This is a genomic window from Bacillus cereus group sp. Bce041 (assembly GCF_052646455.1).
This window is the reverse complement of record NZ_JBQXON010000007.1, coordinates 1-21,328: the sequence shown is the minus strand read 5'-3', so window position 1 is coordinate 21,328 and position 21,328 is coordinate 1. Positions and strand designations below refer to the sequence as shown.

Here is a 21,328-nt window from a genome sequence, read left to right as displayed (position 1 = left end):
AAATAATAGAGAGGTGAGAGTATGGCTGTCATTACAAAAATAGAAGTACAAAAACGATCGAAAGAACGATTTAATATTTATATTGATAAAGGTCAAGGCGAAGAGTACGGATTTAGTGTGGATCAAGTAATCTTAATAAAACATGGATTACAAAAGGGCTTAGAAATTGATGAAATCGAGTTAGGGAATATTTTGTACAATGAAGAAGTACAAAAAGCATATTTACAAGCAATCTCCTATTTATCCTATCAAATGAGAACAAAACAAGAAATAGAAGATTTTTTACGAAAAAAAGAAGTGGGACAGGCCATCATCTCTGAAGTCGTTTCGAAATTATTACATGACCGATATATTAATGATAAAGAGTATGCTGTTTTATATACGCGAACGCAAAGTAATGTGAATCGAAAAGGTCCAACTGTTATTAAAAGAGAGTTATTAAATAAAGGTGTTCAGGATTTAATTATTACACATAGTTTACAAGAATATCCGAAGGAAAAGCAAATTGAGAATGCCTTGTTTCTCATAGAGAAGAAGAAAAAATCTTATCAAAAACATTCTTTTTTACAAATGAAACTAAAGTTAGATGAGATGCTTGTTCGAAAAGGATATTCTAGAGAAGTAATTCAAATTTGTTTGGAAGAATTGAAAGACGAAAAAGATGACGAAAAGCAACAAGAAGCGTTACACTATCATGGGAATAAATATTATGAGAAATATAAGAAGCATGATGGATGGACATTTGAAAACAAGATGAAACAAGCGTTATATCGAAAAGGATTCTCTATTGATGAAATCGAGATATTTTTGCAAATGAAACGCGAAGAGGAATGAGGAGAATAAGATGAATATGCCAAAACGCTACAGTGAAATGACACCGCATGAGCTAAGGGAAGAAATTGGCGCTTTGAAGGAGCAAGCAGTAAAAGCTGAGCAGCTTGGGATTGTCAATGAATTTGATGTATTAATGAGAAAAATGGCAATGGCTCGTGCTTATATGACGGATATAAACAAGTTCCATATTGGTGAAACATATGAATTAGTAGAAGAACCTGGTGTATTATTTAAAATTACGTATTTCAATGGGGTATTTGCTTGGGGATATAAGCAAAATGATAATGAAGAGATTGGCATACCAATTTCCTTATTGCAAGAAAAATAAAAACCAGAGAGCACATATCTCTCTGGTTTTCATCTTTGGTAGGCGTTAAAGGAGATAGGAGATTCTAAAATTGGCGTTTTTTACATTCATTTGCCAATATAATGAGAGACTGGGTTTGTTGCGTCTGTCCGTTAACTTGCGCTTTCGCATGTTTTGGACGAGTCCACGTATGGTTAAATAATTCAGAACGACTATCTAAGCGATCACGGTAGCTCATCTTTATCACCTCGTGTAGGAAGTTAATTTAATTTGTACTACTCTTCCTGCTGATTTGCAGCACGCATACGTTCTTGTGGGTGCGTGTTAATTGTGCCGTTAGGTCGTTTCGAAGCGAAGCGTGATTTCGCTTTCGGTTGACCGTCGATTTTGCTGTTGTTTTTTGACTCAGACCAAAATTCGGCTTGTTTACCCATTGCGAACGCCCTCCTCATTATCGGTTGATACCTTTTTAAGAAGTATCAATTATAGAATGTGCAAAATTGAAGAAACTATCCTTTAGAAATGAAGGGATAAATAGGTAAAAGGAGATTATAATATGAATGATATTTATGAAACATTAACGAAAGAATTATTAGACAAGAATGACAAGCTTTCTTACGCACAAGCTCGTGCGTGGGTTGAGTTACTATGGGAAGATTTTCAAACAACTTATGCAAAATCAGGTCGTTATCAAGGCGATGAAATGACGGAACAAGTGGTACGATCATGGATTAATAATCATGGTGTACGCCTTCATGAAATGCGGACAAATAATCCGAAGTATAGTCATTTAATTAATCAAGAAGATCATTTGAAACATTAAAAAAAGCGACTTAAGTCGCTTTTTTTAATGTGGAAGTAATTCCAGTTTTTTTCGAAGCTTTTCTTCACTAAAGATCCATCCTGTATAGGAACTAATAATATTTAAATTGTGGTCGAGCTGAACGATTGCAACAAATGGATAATAATCTTTACTTCGATATCGTAAATCAATGAATCGTACTTCATAATAATGGTCATGATCAAAAATATCCCAGCGATATACAGGAGAGAAAGATAGGAAGGCTGAGATGTTTTCATCTTGTTTAGCTGCTCGCATAATATTATTGTCTGGGAACGGTACCCGATCGAACTTGTCATATATCATGATGTTACCACGGTGCCATCTCGCAACGTAGTAATAATCAGCCGTAACGACTGCTAAATGGTAATGATAAAATCGGTAAGAAGGAGAAATGATAATCTTTTCGACATTTTTGAAACGTTTGTGTACAACGCTTCTTATATTTCTGTGCATCATAATCCGTCCGATATAGTAAACAATCATTAATATATATGCCGCTAAAGCTGTATATCCCTTATGAGAACCGACGAGCATGCAAGCAATTGCAAGTATATGGATAAAGAAAATTACGGTATCGAATGTATTAATTATGCCAAGTGCGACCCATTTTTTTGTGAAAGGTCGTAATGCTTGTGTACCATAGGCGTTGAAAATATCTACAAAGACGTGAAGAAAGACGGCAATAAATGACCAAAGTAGTAGATGAAGATATGGAGCTTCTGAAAAGAAGGCGAAAGAGATGCCACTTATAAGGAATGACCAAAGAATTACCGCGGGAATAGAATGAGTAATCCCACGATGATTTCTTATATATTTAGCGTTATTACGCAATTTTAGAACTGTGTCAATGTCAGGAATGTTGGAACCAGCAATTGTAGCAAGCATAACAGCTTGGGGGCCAATATCACTTTGTGCTATGGCTGGATCTAATGTTGCTAAGCTACCTAAAGTGATACCCATAACAAGGTGAGTGGCTGTGTCCATAGAAATCCACCTCCGTTTTTTATTAATGTAACTCTTTTTATTCGATACCTCAAGTCCTTTGCCTTCTATTTCCTATGTCATCTTACTTAAATTTTTTCCTAAAATCTTTATAATAGTACTTATATGCAAAAAAATGAGGGGGATCAAGTTTGACACTTGAAATACTAAACAATTTTAATATAGAACAGTTTCAAAATGATTTAATTGGTTGGTTTGAAGAAGAACAGCGTGACTTACCGTGGAGAAAGAATAAAGATCCATACCGTGTTTGGGTTTCTGAAATTATGTTGCAGCAAACAAGAGTAGAAGCTGTAAAACCATATTACGCAAATTTTATGGGGAAGTTTCCTACACTTGAAGCGTTAGCGAACGCAGATGATGAAGAAGTATTAAAAGCATGGGAAGGTTTAGGATATTATTCTAGAGCACGTAATTTACATGCGGCAGTAAAAGAGGTAAAAGAAGTATACGGCGGGGTTGTACCAAGTGATGTAAAGAAAATTGAAAAGTTAAAAGGAGTAGGACCATATACAAAAGGTGCTATTTTAAGTATCGCATATGGTATACCAGAGCCGGCAGTTGATGGAAATGTTATGCGTGTATTATCTCGTATTTTATCAGTATGGGATGATATTGCAAAACCAAAGACTCGAAAAGTTTTTGAAGAGATTGTGCGTGAAATTATTTCAGTAGAAAACCCATCTTATTTTAATCAAGGATTGATGGAATTAGGTGCATTGATTTGTATTCCTAAAAATCCATCGTGCTTACTTTGTCCTGTGCGTGAGCATTGCAGAGGATATGCTGAAGGTGTTCAAAAAGAATTACCAGTAAAAAGTAAAGCGAAAGCTCCTAAAATGGTACCTATTGTTGCAGGCGTACTTCAAACTGAAGACGGTCGTTACGTTATTAATAAACGTCCAAGTACAGGTTTGTTAGCTAACATGTGGGAGTTTCCTAATGCTGAACTTGGAGAAGGTATTCGAAATCAGAAGGAACAGCTTATAGATTATATGAAAGAAAAATATGAGCTCGAGATTTCTATTGATGAATACGCAATTAATGTACAACATACGTTTACACATCGTACTTGGGATATATTTGTATTTTACGGAAAAGTAACCGGTAATATTGTTGATACAGATACATTAAAATTTGTATCGAAAGAGGTATTTGAGCAATTACCTTTCTCAAAATCACACCGTACTATTTATGAAAATTGTGTGGAGAAAATTACAATGCAATAAATAAAAAAGTGTTCCCAATCTAGGGAACACTTTTTTAATCGTAAGAAATTTTTGTCCCATGAGTCCAACTAGCTTCACCTTCTTGTAAGCCGCCTCTTGATTCGATTTCTACTACAATTTCTTTGTAAATACTTTGCCCTTCTACATTTAAATAAGGCAGAACTTGTTGTAGTGAGTGATGAAAATAAGCTAATTCATCTTCTTTCCATTCATTTTTTGAAATCATCGTTAGTTCAGTCATATCGCGTCCTATATACATATTTCCACCTCCATTTCTTATAGTTTGAATAAGTAACAAAAGATATATGCGGAAATTATTCAAAAGAAAATTACGGATAGCTTCTAAGTGAATTGGTTACATTATTGATTGTGGAGGTGAGAAAGATGAGTAAAAAACAACAAGGTTATAACAAAGCAACTTCTGGTGCTAGCATTCAAAGTACAAATGCTAGTTATGGTACAGAGTTTGCAACTGAAACAGATGTACAAGCTGTAAAACAAGCAAACGCACAATCAGAAGCAAAGAAAGCACAAGCTTCTGGTGCACAAAGTGCAAACGCTAGTTATGGTACAGAATTTGCAACTGAAACAGACGTGCATTCTGTGAAAAAACAAAATGCTAAGTCAGCTGCAAAACAATCACAATCTTCTAGCTCAAATCAGTAATGAAAGAAAAACACTTCTCTAATTCGGGAGAAGTGTTTTCTTTTTGCGTGGATCGTTGTAATGAAAAGAAAGCGAACGACATAACTTCTAATAAGTCAACAAATGTAGTCAAAGGAGAAGGAAGTTAACAATTAGAATTATGTAATTAGGAACAATAACTGATGAATAAGTCCAAAAGGGGGTAAGTAATGAACGATTTTGATAAGTTGGTAGGGGAGCAATTAGAAACGATGGATGAGTTGTTAAAGTTACAAGCACATCTAGAGAAGTATCAACAAATTGAAATGAATGAAAAAGATACGTGCGATAAAAAAGAACTGCATTTTATCCGCCAGGAAATATATAGAACAGAAGTAGCGTTGAAGATGTTACATGAGAAATTTGAAGAACAAACGAATAGTGTAATCCAATCTTTTGCAACTGAAAAAATGATTTCAAATTTAGGATAAGATATATTGTTATCTTTAGGTGAAAAGTCCTTCTTTGTATGGAAATAGAGAAGGGCTTTTTCTATTACATGTCCTCGCTTATAAATAATACAGTACAATCCTTTTATCTCCTAAGAAGTGGTGGGGCATAGTATTCAACGATAAACCTCCTGCATATTCAGTTTGAAAAATAGAGTCTTATCCCTTTAGTTTTAAAATTTCGACAAAAAAGTTATAATAGAAAAAAAGTGAATGCCGTTCAAAGGGCATTTGCAGTTGAAAGAAGGGAGCATATATGGGATTTCCCAAAGAAGGAGAAAAAGTACAAATACATAGTTATAAACATAATGGCTCCATTCATAGAATGTGGGAAGAAACAACAATTTTAAAAGGGACACAGAGTCTTGTAATCGGAGCGAATGATCGTACAGTAGTTACAGAATCGGATGGCCGAACATGGATTACTCGTGAACCAGCAATTTGTTATTTTCATGCCAACTATTGGTTTAATGTGATTGGGATGCTTAGGGAAGATGGCGTATATTATTATTGTAATTTAAGCTCACCTTTTGCGTATGATCCTGAAGCATTAAAGTATATTGATTATGATTTAGATATTAAAGTATATCCAGATATGACATATACGCTTCTAGATGAAGATGAGTATGAAAAACATAGTGAAATTATGCAGTATCCACCTGTTATTGATACAATTTTAAAACGAAATGTAGCACATTTAACACAGTGGATTCATCAAAGAAAAGGTCCATTTGCACCAGATTTCGTAGATATGTGGTATGAACGATATTTAATGTACAGAAATTAAAACAAACCTGCAGGGGGCTTCCCGGCAGGTTTGTCCTATTAGAGGGGGGATTATGTGCAAGGCATAAAAAGATATTTACAATTTGTTAAACCATATCGATGGCTTATTGCTATTACAATTATTATTGGACTAGTTAAGTTCGGTATCCCACTTATTATGCCGTGGTTATTAAAGTATATTATCGATGATGTAATTCAAGGCGCTGGCTCACTTCAAGATAAAACATCTCAATTAATAACAGCGATTGGAATTGCTTTCTTTATTTTTGCGGTATTAAGACCACCGATTGAATATTATCGTCAATATTTCGCCCAACGTATCGCAAATACAATACTGTATGATTTGCGGAAGCATATTTTCGGTCACTTACAAAAGTTAAGTTTACGTTATTACTCCAATACGAAAACAGGGGAGATTATTTCGCGTGTCATCCATGATGTAGAACAAACGAAAGATTTTGTAATTACTGGTTTGATGAACGTCTGGTTAGATACTGCAACAATTGCTATTGCTATCATTGTTATGTTTTCTATGAATATAAAATTAACATTTGTTGCTTTATTGATTTTACCTATTTATGTAATTGCAGTGAAATATTTTTTCGGACGTCTTCGGAAATTGACAAAAGAGCGTTCACAAGCGTTAGCGACGATGCAAGGGTATTTGCATGAACGTATTCAAGGAATGCAAGTGACACGTAGCTTTGCGTTAGAAGAGTATGAGGGGAAGCAGTTTGAAAAAAGAAATAATGAATTTTTAACGAAAGCATTAACCCATACAAGTTGGACGGCAAGAACATTTTCGGCAGTAAACACGTTAACCGATTTAGGTCCGTTACTTGTGATTGGTTTTGCAGCATATGAAGTAATTCAAGGGCAGTTAACGCTAGGAACGATGGTAGCTTTTGTTGGATATATGGATAGTTTATATAGTCCGCTTCGCCGCCTTGTTAATTCATCTACAACATTAACACAATCTTTTGCATCGATGGACCGTGTGTTTGAACTGTTAGATGAAAAATACGATATTGTTAATGTACCAAATGCGGTACAAACGAAAAAATTAAATGGAGAAATTGTATTTGACAATGTTTCTTTTCGTTATAATGTAGATGAAAAAGAGATATTACACAACTTGTCATTAACTATGCAGCCTGGAGAGAAAGTAGCGCTTGTAGGAGCAAGTGGGGGAGGAAAGTCATCTCTTGCTAGTTTGATCCCGCGTTTCTATGATGTTTCTGAAGGCACGGTTTATGTAGATGGCATAGATGTAAGAAAGTATAATATGAGAAATTTGCGTAGTCATATTGGAATTGTACTGCAAGATAATTTATTGTTTAGCGATACAATTGGAGCTAATATTTTATATGGAAATCCGAAGGCTACAGAGAAAGAGGTGATTGCAGCTGCTAAAGCTGCGCAAATTCATGATTTTATTATAGACTTACCAGATGGTTATAATACTGTCGTTGGAGAACGTGGTGTGAAGCTATCGGGCGGGCAAAGACAACGCGTGGCAATTGCACGAGTGTTTCTAAAGAATCCTTCGGTACTTATATTAGATGAAGCAACTTCAGCATTAGATTTAGAAAATGAAAGGTATATTCAAGAGGCGCTTCAGACGTTAGCTGCTGACCGGACAACGATTATAATTGCACATCGATTAGCGACGATTACGCATGTTGATACGATTATTTACATTGAAGACGGTGAGATTAAAGAGACTGGTTCTCATGAAGAGTTAATGCAAAAAAGAGGATTTTATTACAATTTATATCAACTTCAACATATAACAGAAACAGCTCCTTTAGCATAAAAGGAGCTGTTTTTTTATTCGTCTTCTTTTTTATCATCGATTTGGAGTTCTTTTTCTGGTTTATGGTATGTGTAGAAGCTATCTACAAGCAAATCTAAATGCTCTACTTCTTCACTATAGTTAATGATGGAAGAAATAAGAGGGAAGAGATGTAACCATGTTTTATATGCTTCTTCATCGTCTTTATTTTGATATTCCATAAAGATATCAATTAATTCTTGTTTACCTGTTTCAACTTCATCAAGCATTTCGACTGATTGTTGTTTTTTTGCTTTACCAATAAATTTTAATAAAACTTGTTCATGATAATGCGTTAATGAGTCAAGTTCGTTTTGGATAGATTCCTGAAATTCTTCCGGCATATAGCGCAGTTCATTTTCAGTACGGTGTAATGATTTTAACGTACTTAAAGCACGGCTTGTTGTCGCTAACATTTGTCTGAATAAAACGAGCTTACGAATTTTTGCGAACTTTACTTTTTTCGTGTAGCTTCTTTCTTCTTTATACAGCAAATAGTAATGGTTTAGTTTGATCATTTTTTCTTTCATACGATCAATATCAGTTTTTAGCGTTGTAAAATCAGAAGCCTGCCTGCTATTCATTCGAATCCATTTTACAATTTCTTCTGTATTATCAACGATACGATGATAAAGTTTTGTTTCATATTTTGGCGGCATAAATACTAAATTTACAAGTGAAGCCGCAATAATACCAATCATAATCGTCGCAAATCGAAGTAAGGCAAAACTAAAGAAATCTTCGCCTTGATACTCCATAATGGCGATAACTGTTACTAAAGCAATTGATATTGTGTTTTCTAATCGTAATTGTAATGTAAGAGCAATTACTAATATACATGTTAATCCAATAATAAAAGGATTATGTCCAAAAGCAGTAGCAAATGCGATAGCAAATATCGCACCAATTACATTTGCTTGAATTTGTTCAAGTGCTGTTAAATAAGAACGGTATACAGACGGTTGAACAGCAAAGATAGCTGAAATTCCCGCAAATACCGGACTCGGTAATTGAAGTAAAATACAAGCAAATAAAGCTAACGTGATGGCAATACCCGTTTTTAAAATGCGAGCACCAAGTTTCATACCCTTAATAAGATCCTTTCTCTTGTCATAATGAATGTACAACATGATACTATACATTCATTACAATATGTTAGCAAGTGATATTTTAGTGACGTTAAAAGAAATTAGTGTTCATTTTATCCCGCTAATTGTGAGTAGTAAGATTCACGCCTCAAAATTCAGAAGCTGGATGCCGGTAAACGTCCGATTGGTGTAGGCTAATTAAAGTTTCACTTTATAATTTTTCCTAATTCCTTTTAAACATCAGTTTTTAGTAAAAAAACCTGCTGAATTTCAGCAGGTCTCAAATTGTTACTATAGATTACTATGAGAAGCGTACTTCGTCAATTTTTTCTTAATAATGAAAATTACTCATTTTACTCTGTTGAGATAGATGGATCTGCCTGTTCTTTTTTCGGGATAATCTCAAAAAACTTGTTCTGTATATCATCTAATAATGGTGTTAACAAAGCAACTTCCTCATATTGCTCGTGCTCGTTTAGTACACGAATATAGTCTAGCAATAATTCAGTTACATCTTTCAAACCATTTTTACTAATTGGTTGTAATGTAACATTTGCGCCTTTTGCGATTCTTCTTTTTAAGGCCTGTTCTGTTAAGCCTAAGTTTGAATCACGACGCAAATAAACAACACCGCCAGTCATGCCAGCGCAAATCCATGGACCAGGGTCACCTAAAACAAGCGCTCGCCCGTTTGTCATATATTCAAAAGCAAAACCTTTAATATTGGAGTATGCACCTATATTTCCTTGCTCTTTTTCACGGAGTGGTTTTGTTATTCTACCTCCAATTATCATGTCTGCCCCAGAAAGGCGAATGCCAGCGCGAGCATCAGCGTTCCCTTGTACGTATAGTGCCCCTTTTTGTGCACCATATCCAAATCCTTTTCCGACAGAACCGTTATAATATACTCCGTCTTTTCCTTTTGATTTCGTTATATAAATCCCACCACCAAAGGAAGTTTTACCAATGCCATCTTGTGCGCCGCCATTTACGTGTATAAATAAATTTTCACTATTGTAAGCACCTAACCCATTTCCGGGAATAGAACCATTCGTATACTTTAATGTAAGTGGTTCAAGTTGAGTAGCTTCATATAGTTTACTGCGAACGCGATAACATGATTCTAGACCACCCATAACGCGTTGCTCTACACCAACGCCTACCAATTCTTTTGAGTCAGCGGAATGAACTGTCTTAAATTGTTTTTCCGGTACGCCTTCTGTTGTTGTAACAGATGGATGTTCTATTATTTGTAGTAAATTACGTAAGTTTAATAAATTTTCGCCTCGAACTTGCTCTAATAAATCAGAACGCCCAACAATTGCTTGTAAATTTGTATAACCAAGCTGTCCTGTTAATCGTTTTAGTTCTACACCGAAAGAGGTGAATAAATTTAGCAGGCCAGCAACTGCGCTTTCTAATTCGCGTGGGACGAAGCGGCGTAACCCATGTTCTTTTGCTTGTGCTTCAGACTCGATTTGTGTCGCAATTCCAACATGGCAAGTATCTAGATGGCACCCACGGCAAGTAGTACAGCCGATTGCAATCATTGATAGTGTGCCAAATCCAATACGGTTTGCTCCGAGGAGCATGATTTTCAAGGCATCATTTACACTTCGAATACCACCATCTGCCCAAATCTCTACTTTATGTCTCATGCTTGCTTCTAATAAAGCGTTGTGAGCGGCTTTAACACCAATTTCTACAGGGAGACCTACATGCTGCAATGCGTGAATACGTGCAGCGCCTGTTCCGCCATCGAATCCGCTAATGTTAATAAAATCAGCGCCAGCTTTGGCGATACCGACAGCAATTGTTCCGATATTAGGAACAACAGGGACTTTCACGGCTACTTTGGCAAGTTGATTAGCTGTTTTAATTTCTGTAATCATTTGAGCTAAATCTTCAATTGAATAAATATCATGGTTATTAGAAGGCGAAATTAAATCTGAGCCGATTGTCGCATTACGTGCTTCAGCGATTTTGGCTGTCACTTTTGAACCAGGTAAATGCCCACCTTCCCCAGGCTTTGCGCCTTGACCGATTTTGATTTCAATTAAGTTTGATGAGTTTAGTAGTTCGGCATTTACTCCAAATCGCCCAGATGCTACTTGTTGTCCACGTGTATGTGGATATTTTCCAATCATATCTTTAATTTCGCCGCCTTCACCGTTCAAGCTAATCATATTTAGCTGATCGGCTGCTTCTGCATATGCGCGAAAGGCAATTTCGTTTTGAGAACCAAATGACATAGAACTAATAATAAATGGTAGATTATGATTTTTGATGCCGATAGATACTTCTTCAGTTGGAACGACATGTTTTGTTTGTTTCGTTTGAACAAGGTGTCTGATTGCGATTGGATTATTCTCTTCTAGTTCACTTAACTTGTCACGGTAATCATCATAAGAATTTCCTTTTGCAACATCGCCGATTGCTTTCCAAATTCGCGGGAATATATGAAATGATTTTCGCATTCTAATTTTAGGATTGTTATAATCCTCTGCTCGTATTTTTGCATCTTCAACAAGTGATTCAAGTGAAAAGGCTAAATCATTTGAACCGAAGAAATTTGTAATCTGTAATATATTTGCGATTTCTTCATGTAATCCAATAGATGAATAGAGACGTCCGTAACCACGTAACTCATGAATTCCAATTGTTGAAATGACTTTTTCTAATCCTTTATTAAGTGCATTATATAGATTCGTAATTGGTGTTTTTGTTCCATCATTTACAGTCGCGAATAATAAATATGGATTAATACCATCTGCTCCTAATCCATATAGCGTGACAATGTCATGTAAGGAGCGAAGAGCACCAGAACGTATAACGAGAGAACAATTGCGGCGTAATTTATTTTCACTTAATGCTTGATGTACTTTAGCAGTAACTAAATGTGGATCAATCCACAATCGTTCATTTAGATGGGCTTTTGCGTCATCTAATACTAGTAGGGAAGCGCCATTGTTAACAGCAGCTATCGCTTCAGAACTAATGCGGCTTAATGCGCATTGCAGAGTTTCTGACGAGCTGAATGTAGCAGAGATTGTGGCGATAGAGTTATGAGTCTTAAATAGCTCTATGAGTTGTTCGTACGTAATTGTGTGTAATTCCTCTGCAATAGGTTGTGCCACGCTGCCTTCTAAAATAATTGGTGAAAGCATTTCAACTACAAATGGCCGTTTTGCGCCGCTTAATAAACTTGGACGCTCTCCAAGTACAGTACGTGTAGAGAAGTGTTCAATTTCACGGTCACGGTCAATTGCAGGGTTTGTAACAACAGCTACACTTTCTTTAATAAAGTCAGCGATATTTCGTCTATCAGTATCGAGTGCGGCAAGTGGTGAGTCATGCCCAAGTGAGCGTATTGGCTCAACGCCTTTTGTTGCCATCTGTTCAAGAAGTTGAATATGTTCTCGGTCCCATCCGAAAGCGACGTATTCTTTCGTTTCAACTTGAACAGAATCACATAGCCTTTGGATTTTTTTCGTTTCAGGGATAGATAAATTTAAATGGTAATTGGTAGTATCAATTCGCTTTTTAAAACGGTTATATACTTGGATTTGATATTTGTCATATTCATAAAGAACAAGTTCATCTTGTTCATTCCATTTTAATCCGACTTTTTCTCCAGGAGCGAGTGGTTTTGGTTCTGCTACATATTTAGTTGGTGATACAACTCCAGGTTCAGAAGAGAAAATATAAGAGCTCTCTGTCTCTACTTTCCATACTGGGCGTAATCCAAGGGAATCAACGCTGAAAACAGCTTCATCTTTAAAACGGGAAATGATGCCAGCTGGTCCTTGTGCAAAATGTCCCCATGCTTCACGTATATACGTATATAAATCTTGTAAAGGTGTTTCATAAAGTTTAATTTCATTAATAATTGGTGGGAATAGAATTTCCATTGCTTCAAATAAGCTGTAGCCGTATTGAACAAGTAGGGTTTCTAAGGTGCGGTTTAAATCTTGAGAGTCACTGCCTCCTGCAGTAAGTGGTACATCAATCATTTCAGCTTGATCGCGTAATTTCGCAATTGTGTTAATTTCACCATTATGTCCGAGAATGCTAAATGGTTGTACACGAAAAAAATTAGATAATGTATTAGTAGAGTAGCGGTTATGTCCTAATGTCATAGTTGAAGCGATAAGCGGATGTTGTAAATCATTATAGTAGGCAACAAGCGTATCACCAGCACCTAGAACTTTATATACAACATGATCATGACTTAATGAAGCAACATGAATTGCTTCGTTTTTCTCTATTTTTATTGTGACAGAAAATAATGTTTGCTCAATATTTATAATTTCGTTTTCTGCGATAAGGGCAACTTGCCAAAATAAAGGTTCTTCTTGTTTACCAAGTGGACCGAGCGCATCTGAGTTTGTTGCATCGTCACTTTCGAAAATAATAGTAAAGTTTTTGTTGTTTAATTGCGTACGAATATAATCTTTTAAGGCAGTAATGTTTTCTTTTTTATTTAGAAAAAAATGTCCAACGATAAAGTGGGGATGATCCACAATCGTTGGATTATATCCGCTACTTTTTAGTTTTTCATTCCAAAGTGTTTTTGGTATATCAATGTGAATGCCGATGCCATCGCCCTCGCCATTAATGAAACCAGCTCTATGATTCATTTTGACGAGTGATTGTATGCAAAGGTCAATGTTTTCTTTTGTAGCAATTTTTCGTTTCTCCATAACGGAAACGATTCCACACGCATCATGTTCTGCATTTCTATAATCTCGAAATAAAGACGGTGTCCATGTATTTTTTTTATTGAGCATCCGTCAATCCCCCCTCTTGTAAAAGTTAGAATAATCTTACTATTTAAGGCGCAAATCACCTTGTACACAGAGATAGTAATGCTGTAAAAGAATATAAAACAGATAATTATGAATAATTATACTATTAATACGTAATTTATGAAATAGAAAAAAGGAAAAAAGAAAGGTGAGCTTTCTTTTTTCCTTTTAATGACGGGATTATTTATTGTCTGCTAGGGCAGCAAATGCTCTGCCGACAGCTTCGATTGTATATTCAATATCTTCTTTTGTATGTTCTGTAGTTAAGAACCATGCCTCGTATTTAGAAGGTGCTAAGTTAACTCCTTCTTGAAGCATAAGCTTGAAGAATTTACCGAACATTTCACCGTCTGTATCTTGTGCGGCATCGTAATCTTCAATTGTATTAGTTGTGAAGTATACAGTTAAAGCCCCTTTTAGACGATTTAATGTAATGTCGATATTATGTTTCGCTGCTTGCTCTAAAATTCCTTTTTCAAGCATTGCACCAAGTTCATCTAATTTCTCATAAAGCCCTTCTTGTTGAAGTACTTCTAGACAAGCGATACCTGATGCCATAGAAGCAGGGTTTCCTGCCATTGTACCAGCTTGGTATGCAGGTCCAAGCGGAGCAACTTGTTCCATAATTTCTTTCTTACCACCGTAAGCACCGATTGGTAAGCCACCGCCAATAACTTTACCAAGCGCTGTTAAGTCAGGTGTAACACCAAGTAAGTCTTGAGCACCGCCGTACATAAAGCGGAAAGCAGTAATAACTTCATCATAAATTACTAGTGCGCCAGCTTCGTGAACAAGTTCATTCACTTTTTCAAGGAATCCAGGTTTAGGCTCTACAATACCGAAGTTTCCAACGATCGGTTCTACAAGGATAGCTGCTACTTCATGACCCCATTTATCTAAAGCTTCTTTTAAAGTTTCTACATTGTTAAATGGAACGGTAATAACTTCTTGTGCGATACTTTGTGGTACGCCAGCTGAGTCAGGAGTTCCTAAAGTAGAAGGGCCAGATCCAGCTGCCACAAGTACTAAATCAGAATGACCGTGGTAACAACCAGCAAATTTCATGATTTTTGTGCGACCTGTATAAGCACGAGCAACACGAATCGTTGTCATCACTGCTTCTGTACCAGAGTTTACGAAACGGACTTTATCTAATGCAGGCATTGCTTCTTTTAACATTTTTGCGAATTTTACCTCTAGCGCTGTTGGTGTTCCATAAAGTACCCCATTTTCAGCAGCTGTTGTAATTGCTTTTGTTATATGCGGATGAGCATGTCCAGTAATAATAGGACCGTATGCTGCTAAATAATCGATATATTTATTTCCGTCTACATCCCAGAAATAAGCGCCTTTCCCACGTTCCATAGCAACAGGAGCGCCGCCGCCAACTGCTTTAAAAGAACGAGAAGGACTGTTAACACCGCCAACGATATGCTCTAAAGCTTCTTTATGTAATGCTTCTGACTTTGTGAAATTCACTACAATTCATCTCCTTACAAAAATCTATGTATTATTCTAACATGTTTTTCGAAAAGACGTATTGTTTGTGATAGCGAAGGCAGTTGGGTAAACTATTCGTTGTGACATTTAGGAGGGGGGTCCGATTATGAAATCGGTAATTGAGGTACAAGGGTTACGTAAAGAGTTTACAGCCTATTCAAGTCGTCCGGGCTTAAAGGGTGCATTTCGCGATTTATTAAATCGTAATTATAAAATAGTACCAGCAGTAAATGATGTATCTTTTACTGTAAAGCAAGGTGAAATGGTTGGTTATATCGGTGAGAACGGTGCTGGTAAATCAACAACAATTAAAATGCTTACGGGGATTTTAACTCCGACATCAGGGCAAATCACAGTAAATGGAATGAACCCACATAAACAAAGAGAAGAATTTGTAAGAACAATTGGTGTTGTTTTTGGACAGCGTTCGCAACTTTGGTGGGATATTGCAGTACAAGAATCGTTTCGTTTATTAAAGAAAGTGTATGGTGTATCAGACGCTCAGTATAAGGAGCATATGGAGCACGTAATTGAAACGTTAGATATAGGGCCCTTATTAGATAAACCAGTTCGAAAATTATCTCTTGGTCAAAGGATGCGTTGTGAATTAGCGGCAGCCTTAATTCATAATCCACCGTTATTATTTTTAGATGAGCCAACAATTGGGTTAGATGTACTTGTGAAATTGAAAATACGTGAATTTTTAAAAGAAATGAATGAACGTTATAAAACAACAATTTTATTAACAACACACGATATTACTGATATTGAAGCTTTATGTGAGCGCGTTATCATGCTGGATGAAGGAAATATTATGTATGACGGTTCTTTAAATAATCTTCGTACGCAGTGGGGAGCGGAGAAGGAAATTCACTTTCAGTTTGTTGCACCAGTTTCCTATCAGGCTTTATCAATGGTTATGCCAGATAATCATGTCGTTTGGTCGAAAGCAAAAGAGGAAAATGCATGGGTTGCAAAAATTCCGAATGAAGAAGTTATTATTTCAATGCTTATTTCTAAAGTAGTACAAGCCTTTCAAATTAAAGATTTAAAAATTAACGAAGTGTCTACAGAGGAAATTATTCGTAACATTTATGAAGAGGGTATTACGCATGGGTAAGTATATTGAAATGATTCGAATTCGCTTTTTAATGATGCTTGCGTATCGTACAAATTACTATAGCGGGATTTTAATTTATACGATTAATATCGGTGCTTACTATTTTTTATGGCAAGCAATTTATAGCGGAAAAGAGAATATTGAAAGTTTATCTATTTCGCAAATGACCACGTATATCGCAATCGCGTGGATGGCACGTGCCTTCTATTTTAATAATATAGATAGGGAAATTGCGATGGAGATCCAAGAAGGACGTGTGGCTGTAGAATTAATTCGTCCGTATAACTATTTGGGAATGAAAGTTATGCAAGGTCTTGGCGAGGGAATATTCCGTTTTGCCTTCTTTTCCATTCCAGGCATGGTTATCGTTACGTTATTATTTTCGTTGCAAATTACAACAAATTTTCAAACTTGGTTATATTTCTTCTTATCTTTAATATTTAGTTTTATTATTAATACACAAATTAATTTAATGACGGGAATGCTTACGTTTTTCCTATTTAATAATAGTGGGATTATGTATGCAAAACGCGTTGTTATTGATTTATTTTCAGGTCTATTATTACCAATTAGTTTTTATCCGCTATGGGTCCAAAAAGCAATGATGTTTTTACCGTTTCAGGCTATTAGTTATATTCCAAGTATGATTTTTTCTGAAGGTATACAGGGGAGTAAGTTGTATGAGGCTTTAGTATTTCAAGTGATTTGGGCGATTGTACTTATTATTCCAATTGTACTCATGTGGAGAACGGCGAGAAAACGTCTAATTGTACAAGGGGGATGATGAGATGCTATATATAAACTTATTTTTACAATATGCAAGTCAATATATAAAAACAAAATTGGAGTATCGAGGCGATTTTATCGTTGGTTTACTTTCTGATTTATCGCTTCAAGCAGTTAATTTAATATTTATTCTCGTTGTATTTGGGCATACACAAGCATTGAAGGGATGGAGTCGAGAAGAAGTAATCTTTATTTATGGTTTCTTTTTAGTACCATTTGCCATCTTTTCAGCTTTCTTTAATATATGGGATTTTAATGATCGATACATTATTAAAGGGGAGATGGATCGTGTATTAACGCGGCCGATCCATAGCCTATTTCAAATTATATTAGAAAGAATGGAACTTGAATCTTTAATTGGAGCTATTACAGGGATTGTTGTAATGGGATATGCAGCTGTGGAGTTACAATTATCTTTTTACTGGTATGATTTCTTCTTATTTATATTGATGGTAGGAGGAGGAGCACTTGTATATGGAGGGATATTTGTTACGCTGGCGAGCCTTGGTTTTTGGTCGGATGCGAAAAGTTCAATTATGCCTCTTATGTATAACATAGGTAATTACGGGCGCTATCCTGTTAATATTTATAATCGTGTAATTCGTTTCATTTTAACGTTTGTTTTACCGTTTGCGTTTGTTGGAGTATATCCAGCGGCATACTTTTTAAGAAAAACAGAATGGAATAGTTATGCATTTGCGACGCCAATTGTTGGTGTTATCTGTTTTACGATTGCAATCACCCTCTGGAACCAAGGGGTAAAAAGGTATCGTGGCGCGGGTAATTAATTATAGAAGCTTGTTCGTTTCTAAGGGATAAATCAGTTCTCCACCTCATACATATAAAATGAGGTGGAGGACATGTTATGGGGATTTATTCTATTAATTGCAGCAATCGCTATTTTGAAAAGTGTCCAATTATTATGGAGTTCCTATTCGGATTCAACGCGTTTTTTTTCGCTCTATAATTTGGCCACATTATTTTTAATCTATACAACAGTACTAATCGCATTTGGATTAAGTTACGTTGTATTAGAGGAAATGGGTTTCGCAGTTTTGAAAGAGGACGGAGAAAGTTTGAACGCTCATTCTTTTCAACTCGTCGAAGTTTGTTTATATTTTAGCGCAGTTACTTTATTGTCTGTTGGATATGGTGACATATCTCCGATTGGAATTGGGCGATGGATTGCAATCGCAGAAGCGCTAATTGGATATACACTCCCTTTTGCTTTTGTGATGAGGTCTGTAATAGACAATGAAAAATAAGGAAGCATTTGTTATAGTAAAGGAAAAGAGTAGGAGTGATAACTATGATTACAGTAGGAGAAATGGCACCAGAATTCACATTAGAGGGAAGTAACGGAGAAGAAGTTCGCCTAGCTGATTTCCGCGGTAAAAATGTAGTTCTCTATTTTTATCCGAAAGATATGACGCCAGGATGTACAACTGAAGCATGTGATTTTCGTGATGCGTATGGAGTATTTCAAGAGAAGGATACGGTTATTCTTGGAGTAAGTCCTGATTCAGCGAATAGACATTTGAAATTCATTGAGAAACATGAATTGCCATTTACACTTTTAGTAGATGAAGATCATAAAGTAGCAGAGTTATACGATGTTTGGAAGTTAAAAAAGAACTTTGGGAAAGAGTATATGGGAATCGAGCGTTCTACATTCCTTATTAATAAAGACGGTGAACTTGTAAAAGAGTGGCGTAAAGTGAAAGTGAAAGGACATATTGAGGATGTTCTTTCTTATATAAAATAAATCTACATTGGAGATAAAATATGCAGAAACAAGGCAAGTGTCTATACATATTTTACTGCCTTACATAAAGTGGAAGTGTAGGGCATACCTCCTCAGATGATAGTATTCCAAGTGCGATTATGTCGCACTTTTTTCTATGGAATATATGAAGAAAAAAGGGAAAGATACATAAAAACAAGTCCTGAATATAAAAATAAACTACATACTTATAGTAGAAATATTGACGATTTATAAGAAAAGGAGTACACTCTTTATAAGAATTATAAAATAATAATCCGTATAGAATCGGGGTGCATGACGGTGGTCAAAGAAGAATTAAAAGAAGCGCTAGAAATGCTGAAAAATACGGGTGTACGCATTACTCCACAGCGTCATGCTATTTTAGAGTACCTTGTGGAATCAATGACGCACCCAACAGCGGATGATATTTATAAAGCATTAGAAGGTAAGTTTCCAAATATGAGTGTTGCAACTGTCTATAATAACTTACGTGTGTTTAAAGAGGTTGGACTTGTAAAGGAATTAACTTATGGAGACGCTTCAAGTAGATTTGATTATGTTACAAGTCAACATTATCATGTGATTTGCGAAAAATGTGGTAAGATTGTTGATTTTCCTTATGGAGGCTTGGAAAAGCTGGAAGAGGAAGCTGCGAAAACGACAGGCTTCGTTATCAATAGTCATCGCTTAGAAATTTATGGCGTTTGTCCAGAGTGTCATAAGGCGTAATATATAATAAAGAAAGAGGCTGACGGCTATACGTCAGCCTCTTTCTTTATTATATAAGGATTAGCGTGAGGTTAATCAGGATTTACAGTGCTAAGTTAGTAAGAAGGGTTAGATAAAAGTTTGTCGAATTTACTTTGTATTGGTGGAAATGAATTCTTGGAGGGGACATTTTGAAGAAATATGAGATTAAAAATAACATTCCAACATTGGAAGAATATAAATATTTATGTGATTCTGTGGGATGGACTAACTATATGAACTTTGAGGTGGCGGAAATATCACTTCAAAATTCGATTTACTGTATAACAGTCAAGGATAATAATCAAATCATCGGCATGGGGAGAATTGTTGGTGATGGGGCTATCTATTTCTATATTCAAGATATAGTGGTTCATCCAGATTATCAAAAGAATGGTATTGGAAAGAAAATAATGAATACTTTAGTAGAATACTTAAATGGGAATACTCCAGATAAAGCATTCATTGGTTTGTTTGCGTCGCAAGGTAAAACATCATTCTACGAAAAATATGATTTTAAAGATTATTCGCCTAATATGACAGGGATGTTTACTGTTATTTCGAAAAAATAGGTGTAATAAATTTAATAAAACAATTAAAAAGTTGATTTTTTAAGAAATCAACTTTTTAATGAGTTGAAACGTTTGTAGTGTTGCAAATTCGTATTTCCCTTGATACTTATGATTTATAACTCTTCTTATTATACTTTTCATCAAATTCTTTTCCTTCTAGATCTCGATCTAGTGTTAAAGGTTGATTGCAGTGCATACATGCATCGACACGGCCGAGCATTTTGGTTGGCTTATCACAGCTTGGACAAATAATTTGGATAGTCTTAGTAGATAACATACCAATCCAAAAGTAAACGACAGTGCTAGCGATAACAGCTAAAAAGCCAACCATCATAAACGTTGTCATAATAATAATGTTTTCGCGGAAAAAGACACCTAAGTATGCAATGAAGAGGCCGATAAATACTAAACTTAATGCAAAGGTCCGGATTTTATTGATTTTGTTTGAATACTTAATGCTCATTCTCACCACGCTCCTATACTAATAATATAACATAAAATTTAGAATTTTCACTCTCATGTAAATTGATATAGAGATAAGATATGAAATGAATAGGAGGGGAGCCAAGAATGAATGGACGCTATAATGATTTTTACAGCGGTTTTTAAGTTTTTAACGGGATGTGAAATTTTTTTATAAAAAGTATTGACCCTGTATATACTGCATGATATATTAATAACCGTCGCTGATGCGGAAACGCAGAAAACGACAAAAAAGAAATTAAAAAACTTAGTTGACATTGAAAAATGAAGATGTTAACATAAGGAAGTCGCGAATGAGCGACCAAGTAGTTCTTTGAAAACTGAACGAAACAAACAACGTGAAACGTCAATTTTTATTTTAGATGCTAGACAAACTAACTTTATTGGAGAGTTTGATCCTGGCTCAGGATGAACGCTGGCGGCGTGCCTAATACATGCAAGTCGAGCGAATGGATTAAGAGCTTGCTCTTATGAAGTTAGCGGCGGACGG

General features: G+C 35.7%; 23 protein-coding genes and 1 rRNA gene. 16 read left to right on the top strand and 8 right to left on the bottom strand.

The genetic code is table 11. The features are described from left to right. Positions 1 to 21: 21 nt before the first annotated feature. Entirely contained in the window at positions 22 to 834 is an 813-nt protein-coding gene (recX, locus tag ACUN13_RS21120) for a recombination regulator RecX (protein ID WP_000268502.1), read from the top strand. A 10-nt stretch (positions 835 to 844) separates the two neighbouring features. Next, positions 845 to 1,162, top strand: a complete 318-nt coding sequence (locus ACUN13_RS21115) for a YfhH family protein (protein WP_001057020.1) — start codon at positions 845 to 847, stop codon at positions 1,160 to 1,162. 64 nt (positions 1,163 to 1,226) lie between these two features. Here ACUN13_RS21115 and ACUN13_RS21110 read toward each other — a convergent pair whose 3' ends face one another. Together ACUN13_RS21110 and ACUN13_RS21105 are read right to left on the bottom strand one after the other, a co-directional pair. Beyond that, entirely contained in the window at positions 1,227 to 1,379 is a 153-nt protein-coding gene (locus tag ACUN13_RS21110; RefSeq protein WP_000122093.1) for a YpzG family protein, read from the bottom strand. Between the two features lie 37 nt (positions 1,380 to 1,416). Continuing rightward, positions 1,417 to 1,575 carry a small, acid-soluble spore protein K gene (locus ACUN13_RS21105; protein WP_000517891.1) on the bottom strand — a complete coding sequence of 53 codons (159 nt, stop codon included), beginning with the start codon at positions 1,573 to 1,575 and terminating at the stop codon, positions 1,417 to 1,419. Between the two features lie 122 nt (positions 1,576 to 1,697). Between ACUN13_RS21105 and ACUN13_RS21100 the strand changes: the two genes are divergently transcribed. Further along, positions 1,698 to 1,964 (top strand): YfhJ family protein, encoded by a 267-nt coding sequence (locus tag ACUN13_RS21100; RefSeq protein ID WP_000998166.1) that lies wholly within the window; start codon positions 1,698 to 1,700, stop codon positions 1,962 to 1,964. Positions 1,965 to 1,988: 24 nt separating this feature from the next. Here the strand turns inward: ACUN13_RS21100 and ACUN13_RS21095 are convergent, their stop codons facing one another. After that, positions 1,989 to 2,969, bottom strand: coding sequence for a metal-dependent hydrolase (locus ACUN13_RS21095; RefSeq protein ID WP_000379112.1), 981 nt, complete (start codon positions 2,967 to 2,969; stop codon positions 1,989 to 1,991). Positions 2,970 to 3,118: 149 nt separating this feature from the next. Between ACUN13_RS21095 and mutY the strand changes: the two genes are divergently transcribed. Continuing rightward, on the top strand, positions 3,119 to 4,216 hold the full coding sequence (gene mutY / locus ACUN13_RS21090; RefSeq protein WP_445423942.1) for an A/G-specific adenine glycosylase: 1,098 nt from the start codon (positions 3,119 to 3,121) through the stop codon (positions 4,214 to 4,216). A 34-nt stretch (positions 4,217 to 4,250) separates the two neighbouring features. Here the strand turns inward: mutY and ACUN13_RS21085 are convergent, their stop codons facing one another. Beyond that, a complete protein-coding gene (locus tag ACUN13_RS21085; RefSeq protein ID WP_000275436.1) occupies positions 4,251 to 4,475 on the bottom strand; it encodes a hypothetical protein in 225 nt (74 codons plus the stop codon). A 125-nt stretch (positions 4,476 to 4,600) separates the two neighbouring features. On the opposite strand from ACUN13_RS21085, the gene ACUN13_RS21080 reads away from it, so the two are divergent. The 4 genes from ACUN13_RS21080 (at position 4,601) to ACUN13_RS21065 (ending at position 7,951) form a co-directional block, all read left to right on the top strand. After that, positions 4,601 to 4,882 carry a gamma-type small acid-soluble spore protein gene (locus ACUN13_RS21080; protein WP_025687085.1) on the top strand — a complete coding sequence of 94 codons (282 nt, stop codon included), beginning with the start codon at positions 4,601 to 4,603 and terminating at the stop codon, positions 4,880 to 4,882. Between the two features lie 188 nt (positions 4,883 to 5,070). Then, positions 5,071 to 5,331: a YgaB family protein gene (locus tag ACUN13_RS21075; RefSeq protein WP_000997575.1), complete on the top strand. Its 261-nt coding sequence runs from the start codon at positions 5,071 to 5,073 to the stop codon at positions 5,329 to 5,331. A 274-nt stretch (positions 5,332 to 5,605) separates the two neighbouring features. Further along, a complete protein-coding gene (ntdP, locus tag ACUN13_RS21070; protein WP_000506622.1) occupies positions 5,606 to 6,136 on the top strand; it encodes a nucleoside tri-diphosphate phosphatase in 531 nt (176 codons plus the stop codon). 54 nt (positions 6,137 to 6,190) lie between these two features. After that, entirely contained in the window at positions 6,191 to 7,951 is a 1,761-nt protein-coding gene (locus tag ACUN13_RS21065) for an ABC transporter ATP-binding protein (protein ID WP_001161599.1), read from the top strand. A gap of 14 nt (positions 7,952 to 7,965) precedes the next feature. Here the strand turns inward: ACUN13_RS21065 and ACUN13_RS21060 are convergent, their stop codons facing one another. The 3 genes from ACUN13_RS21060 to hemL all read right to left on the bottom strand — a co-directional run bounded on the left by ACUN13_RS21060 (position 7,966) and on the right by hemL (position 15,344). Continuing rightward, on the bottom strand, positions 7,966 to 9,054 hold the full coding sequence (locus ACUN13_RS21060) for an aromatic acid exporter family protein (RefSeq protein WP_000765787.1): 1,089 nt from the start codon (positions 9,052 to 9,054) through the stop codon (positions 7,966 to 7,968). Positions 9,055 to 9,410: 356 nt separating this feature from the next. Next, positions 9,411 to 13,847 (bottom strand): glutamate synthase-related protein, encoded by a 4,437-nt coding sequence (locus ACUN13_RS21055; RefSeq protein WP_025687086.1) that lies wholly within the window; start codon positions 13,845 to 13,847, stop codon positions 9,411 to 9,413. A gap of 198 nt (positions 13,848 to 14,045) precedes the next feature. Further along, positions 14,046 to 15,344, bottom strand: coding sequence for a glutamate-1-semialdehyde-2,1-aminomutase (hemL, locus tag ACUN13_RS21050; RefSeq protein ID WP_001011863.1), 1,299 nt, complete (start codon positions 15,342 to 15,344; stop codon positions 14,046 to 14,048). A 127-nt stretch (positions 15,345 to 15,471) separates the two neighbouring features. On the opposite strand from hemL, the gene ACUN13_RS21045 reads away from it, so the two are divergent. The 7 genes from ACUN13_RS21045 (at position 15,472) to ACUN13_RS21015 (ending at position 20,355) form a co-directional block, all read left to right on the top strand. Further along, a complete protein-coding gene (locus ACUN13_RS21045) occupies positions 15,472 to 16,485 on the top strand; it encodes an ABC transporter ATP-binding protein (protein WP_000843655.1) in 1,014 nt (337 codons plus the stop codon). After that, positions 16,478 to 17,269, top strand: a complete 792-nt coding sequence (locus tag ACUN13_RS21040) for an ABC transporter permease (RefSeq protein WP_445423941.1) — start codon at positions 16,478 to 16,480, stop codon at positions 17,267 to 17,269. Before ACUN13_RS21045 ends, ACUN13_RS21040 begins: the two co-directional genes overlap by 8 nt. A gap of 4 nt (positions 17,270 to 17,273) precedes the next feature. Further along, positions 17,274 to 18,059: an ABC transporter permease gene (locus tag ACUN13_RS21035; protein WP_000965773.1), complete on the top strand. Its 786-nt coding sequence runs from the start codon at positions 17,274 to 17,276 to the stop codon at positions 18,057 to 18,059. A gap of 72 nt (positions 18,060 to 18,131) precedes the next feature. Then, a complete protein-coding gene (locus ACUN13_RS21030) occupies positions 18,132 to 18,536 on the top strand; it encodes a potassium channel family protein (RefSeq protein ID WP_000964343.1) in 405 nt (134 codons plus the stop codon). Between the two features lie 44 nt (positions 18,537 to 18,580). After that, positions 18,581 to 19,036: a thioredoxin-dependent thiol peroxidase gene (gene bcp, locus ACUN13_RS21025; RefSeq protein WP_000633710.1), complete on the top strand. Its 456-nt coding sequence runs from the start codon at positions 18,581 to 18,583 to the stop codon at positions 19,034 to 19,036. A gap of 300 nt (positions 19,037 to 19,336) precedes the next feature. After that, complete coding sequence (perR, locus tag ACUN13_RS21020) at positions 19,337 to 19,765, top strand: peroxide-responsive transcriptional repressor PerR (RefSeq protein ID WP_000237829.1); 429 nt, start codon at positions 19,337 to 19,339, stop codon at positions 19,763 to 19,765. Between the two features lie 170 nt (positions 19,766 to 19,935). Next, positions 19,936 to 20,355, top strand: a complete 420-nt coding sequence (locus tag ACUN13_RS21015; RefSeq protein WP_000759735.1) for a GNAT family N-acetyltransferase — start codon at positions 19,936 to 19,938, stop codon at positions 20,353 to 20,355. A 106-nt stretch (positions 20,356 to 20,461) separates the two neighbouring features. Here the strand turns inward: ACUN13_RS21015 and ACUN13_RS21010 are convergent, their stop codons facing one another. Next, complete coding sequence (locus ACUN13_RS21010) at positions 20,462 to 20,818, bottom strand: YgzB family protein (protein ID WP_000025058.1); 357 nt, start codon at positions 20,816 to 20,818, stop codon at positions 20,462 to 20,464. 400 nt (positions 20,819 to 21,218) lie between these two features. Between ACUN13_RS21010 and ACUN13_RS21005 the strand changes: the two genes are divergently transcribed. Beyond that, positions 21,219 to 21,328, top strand: a 16S ribosomal RNA gene (locus ACUN13_RS21005); the annotation flags it as partial.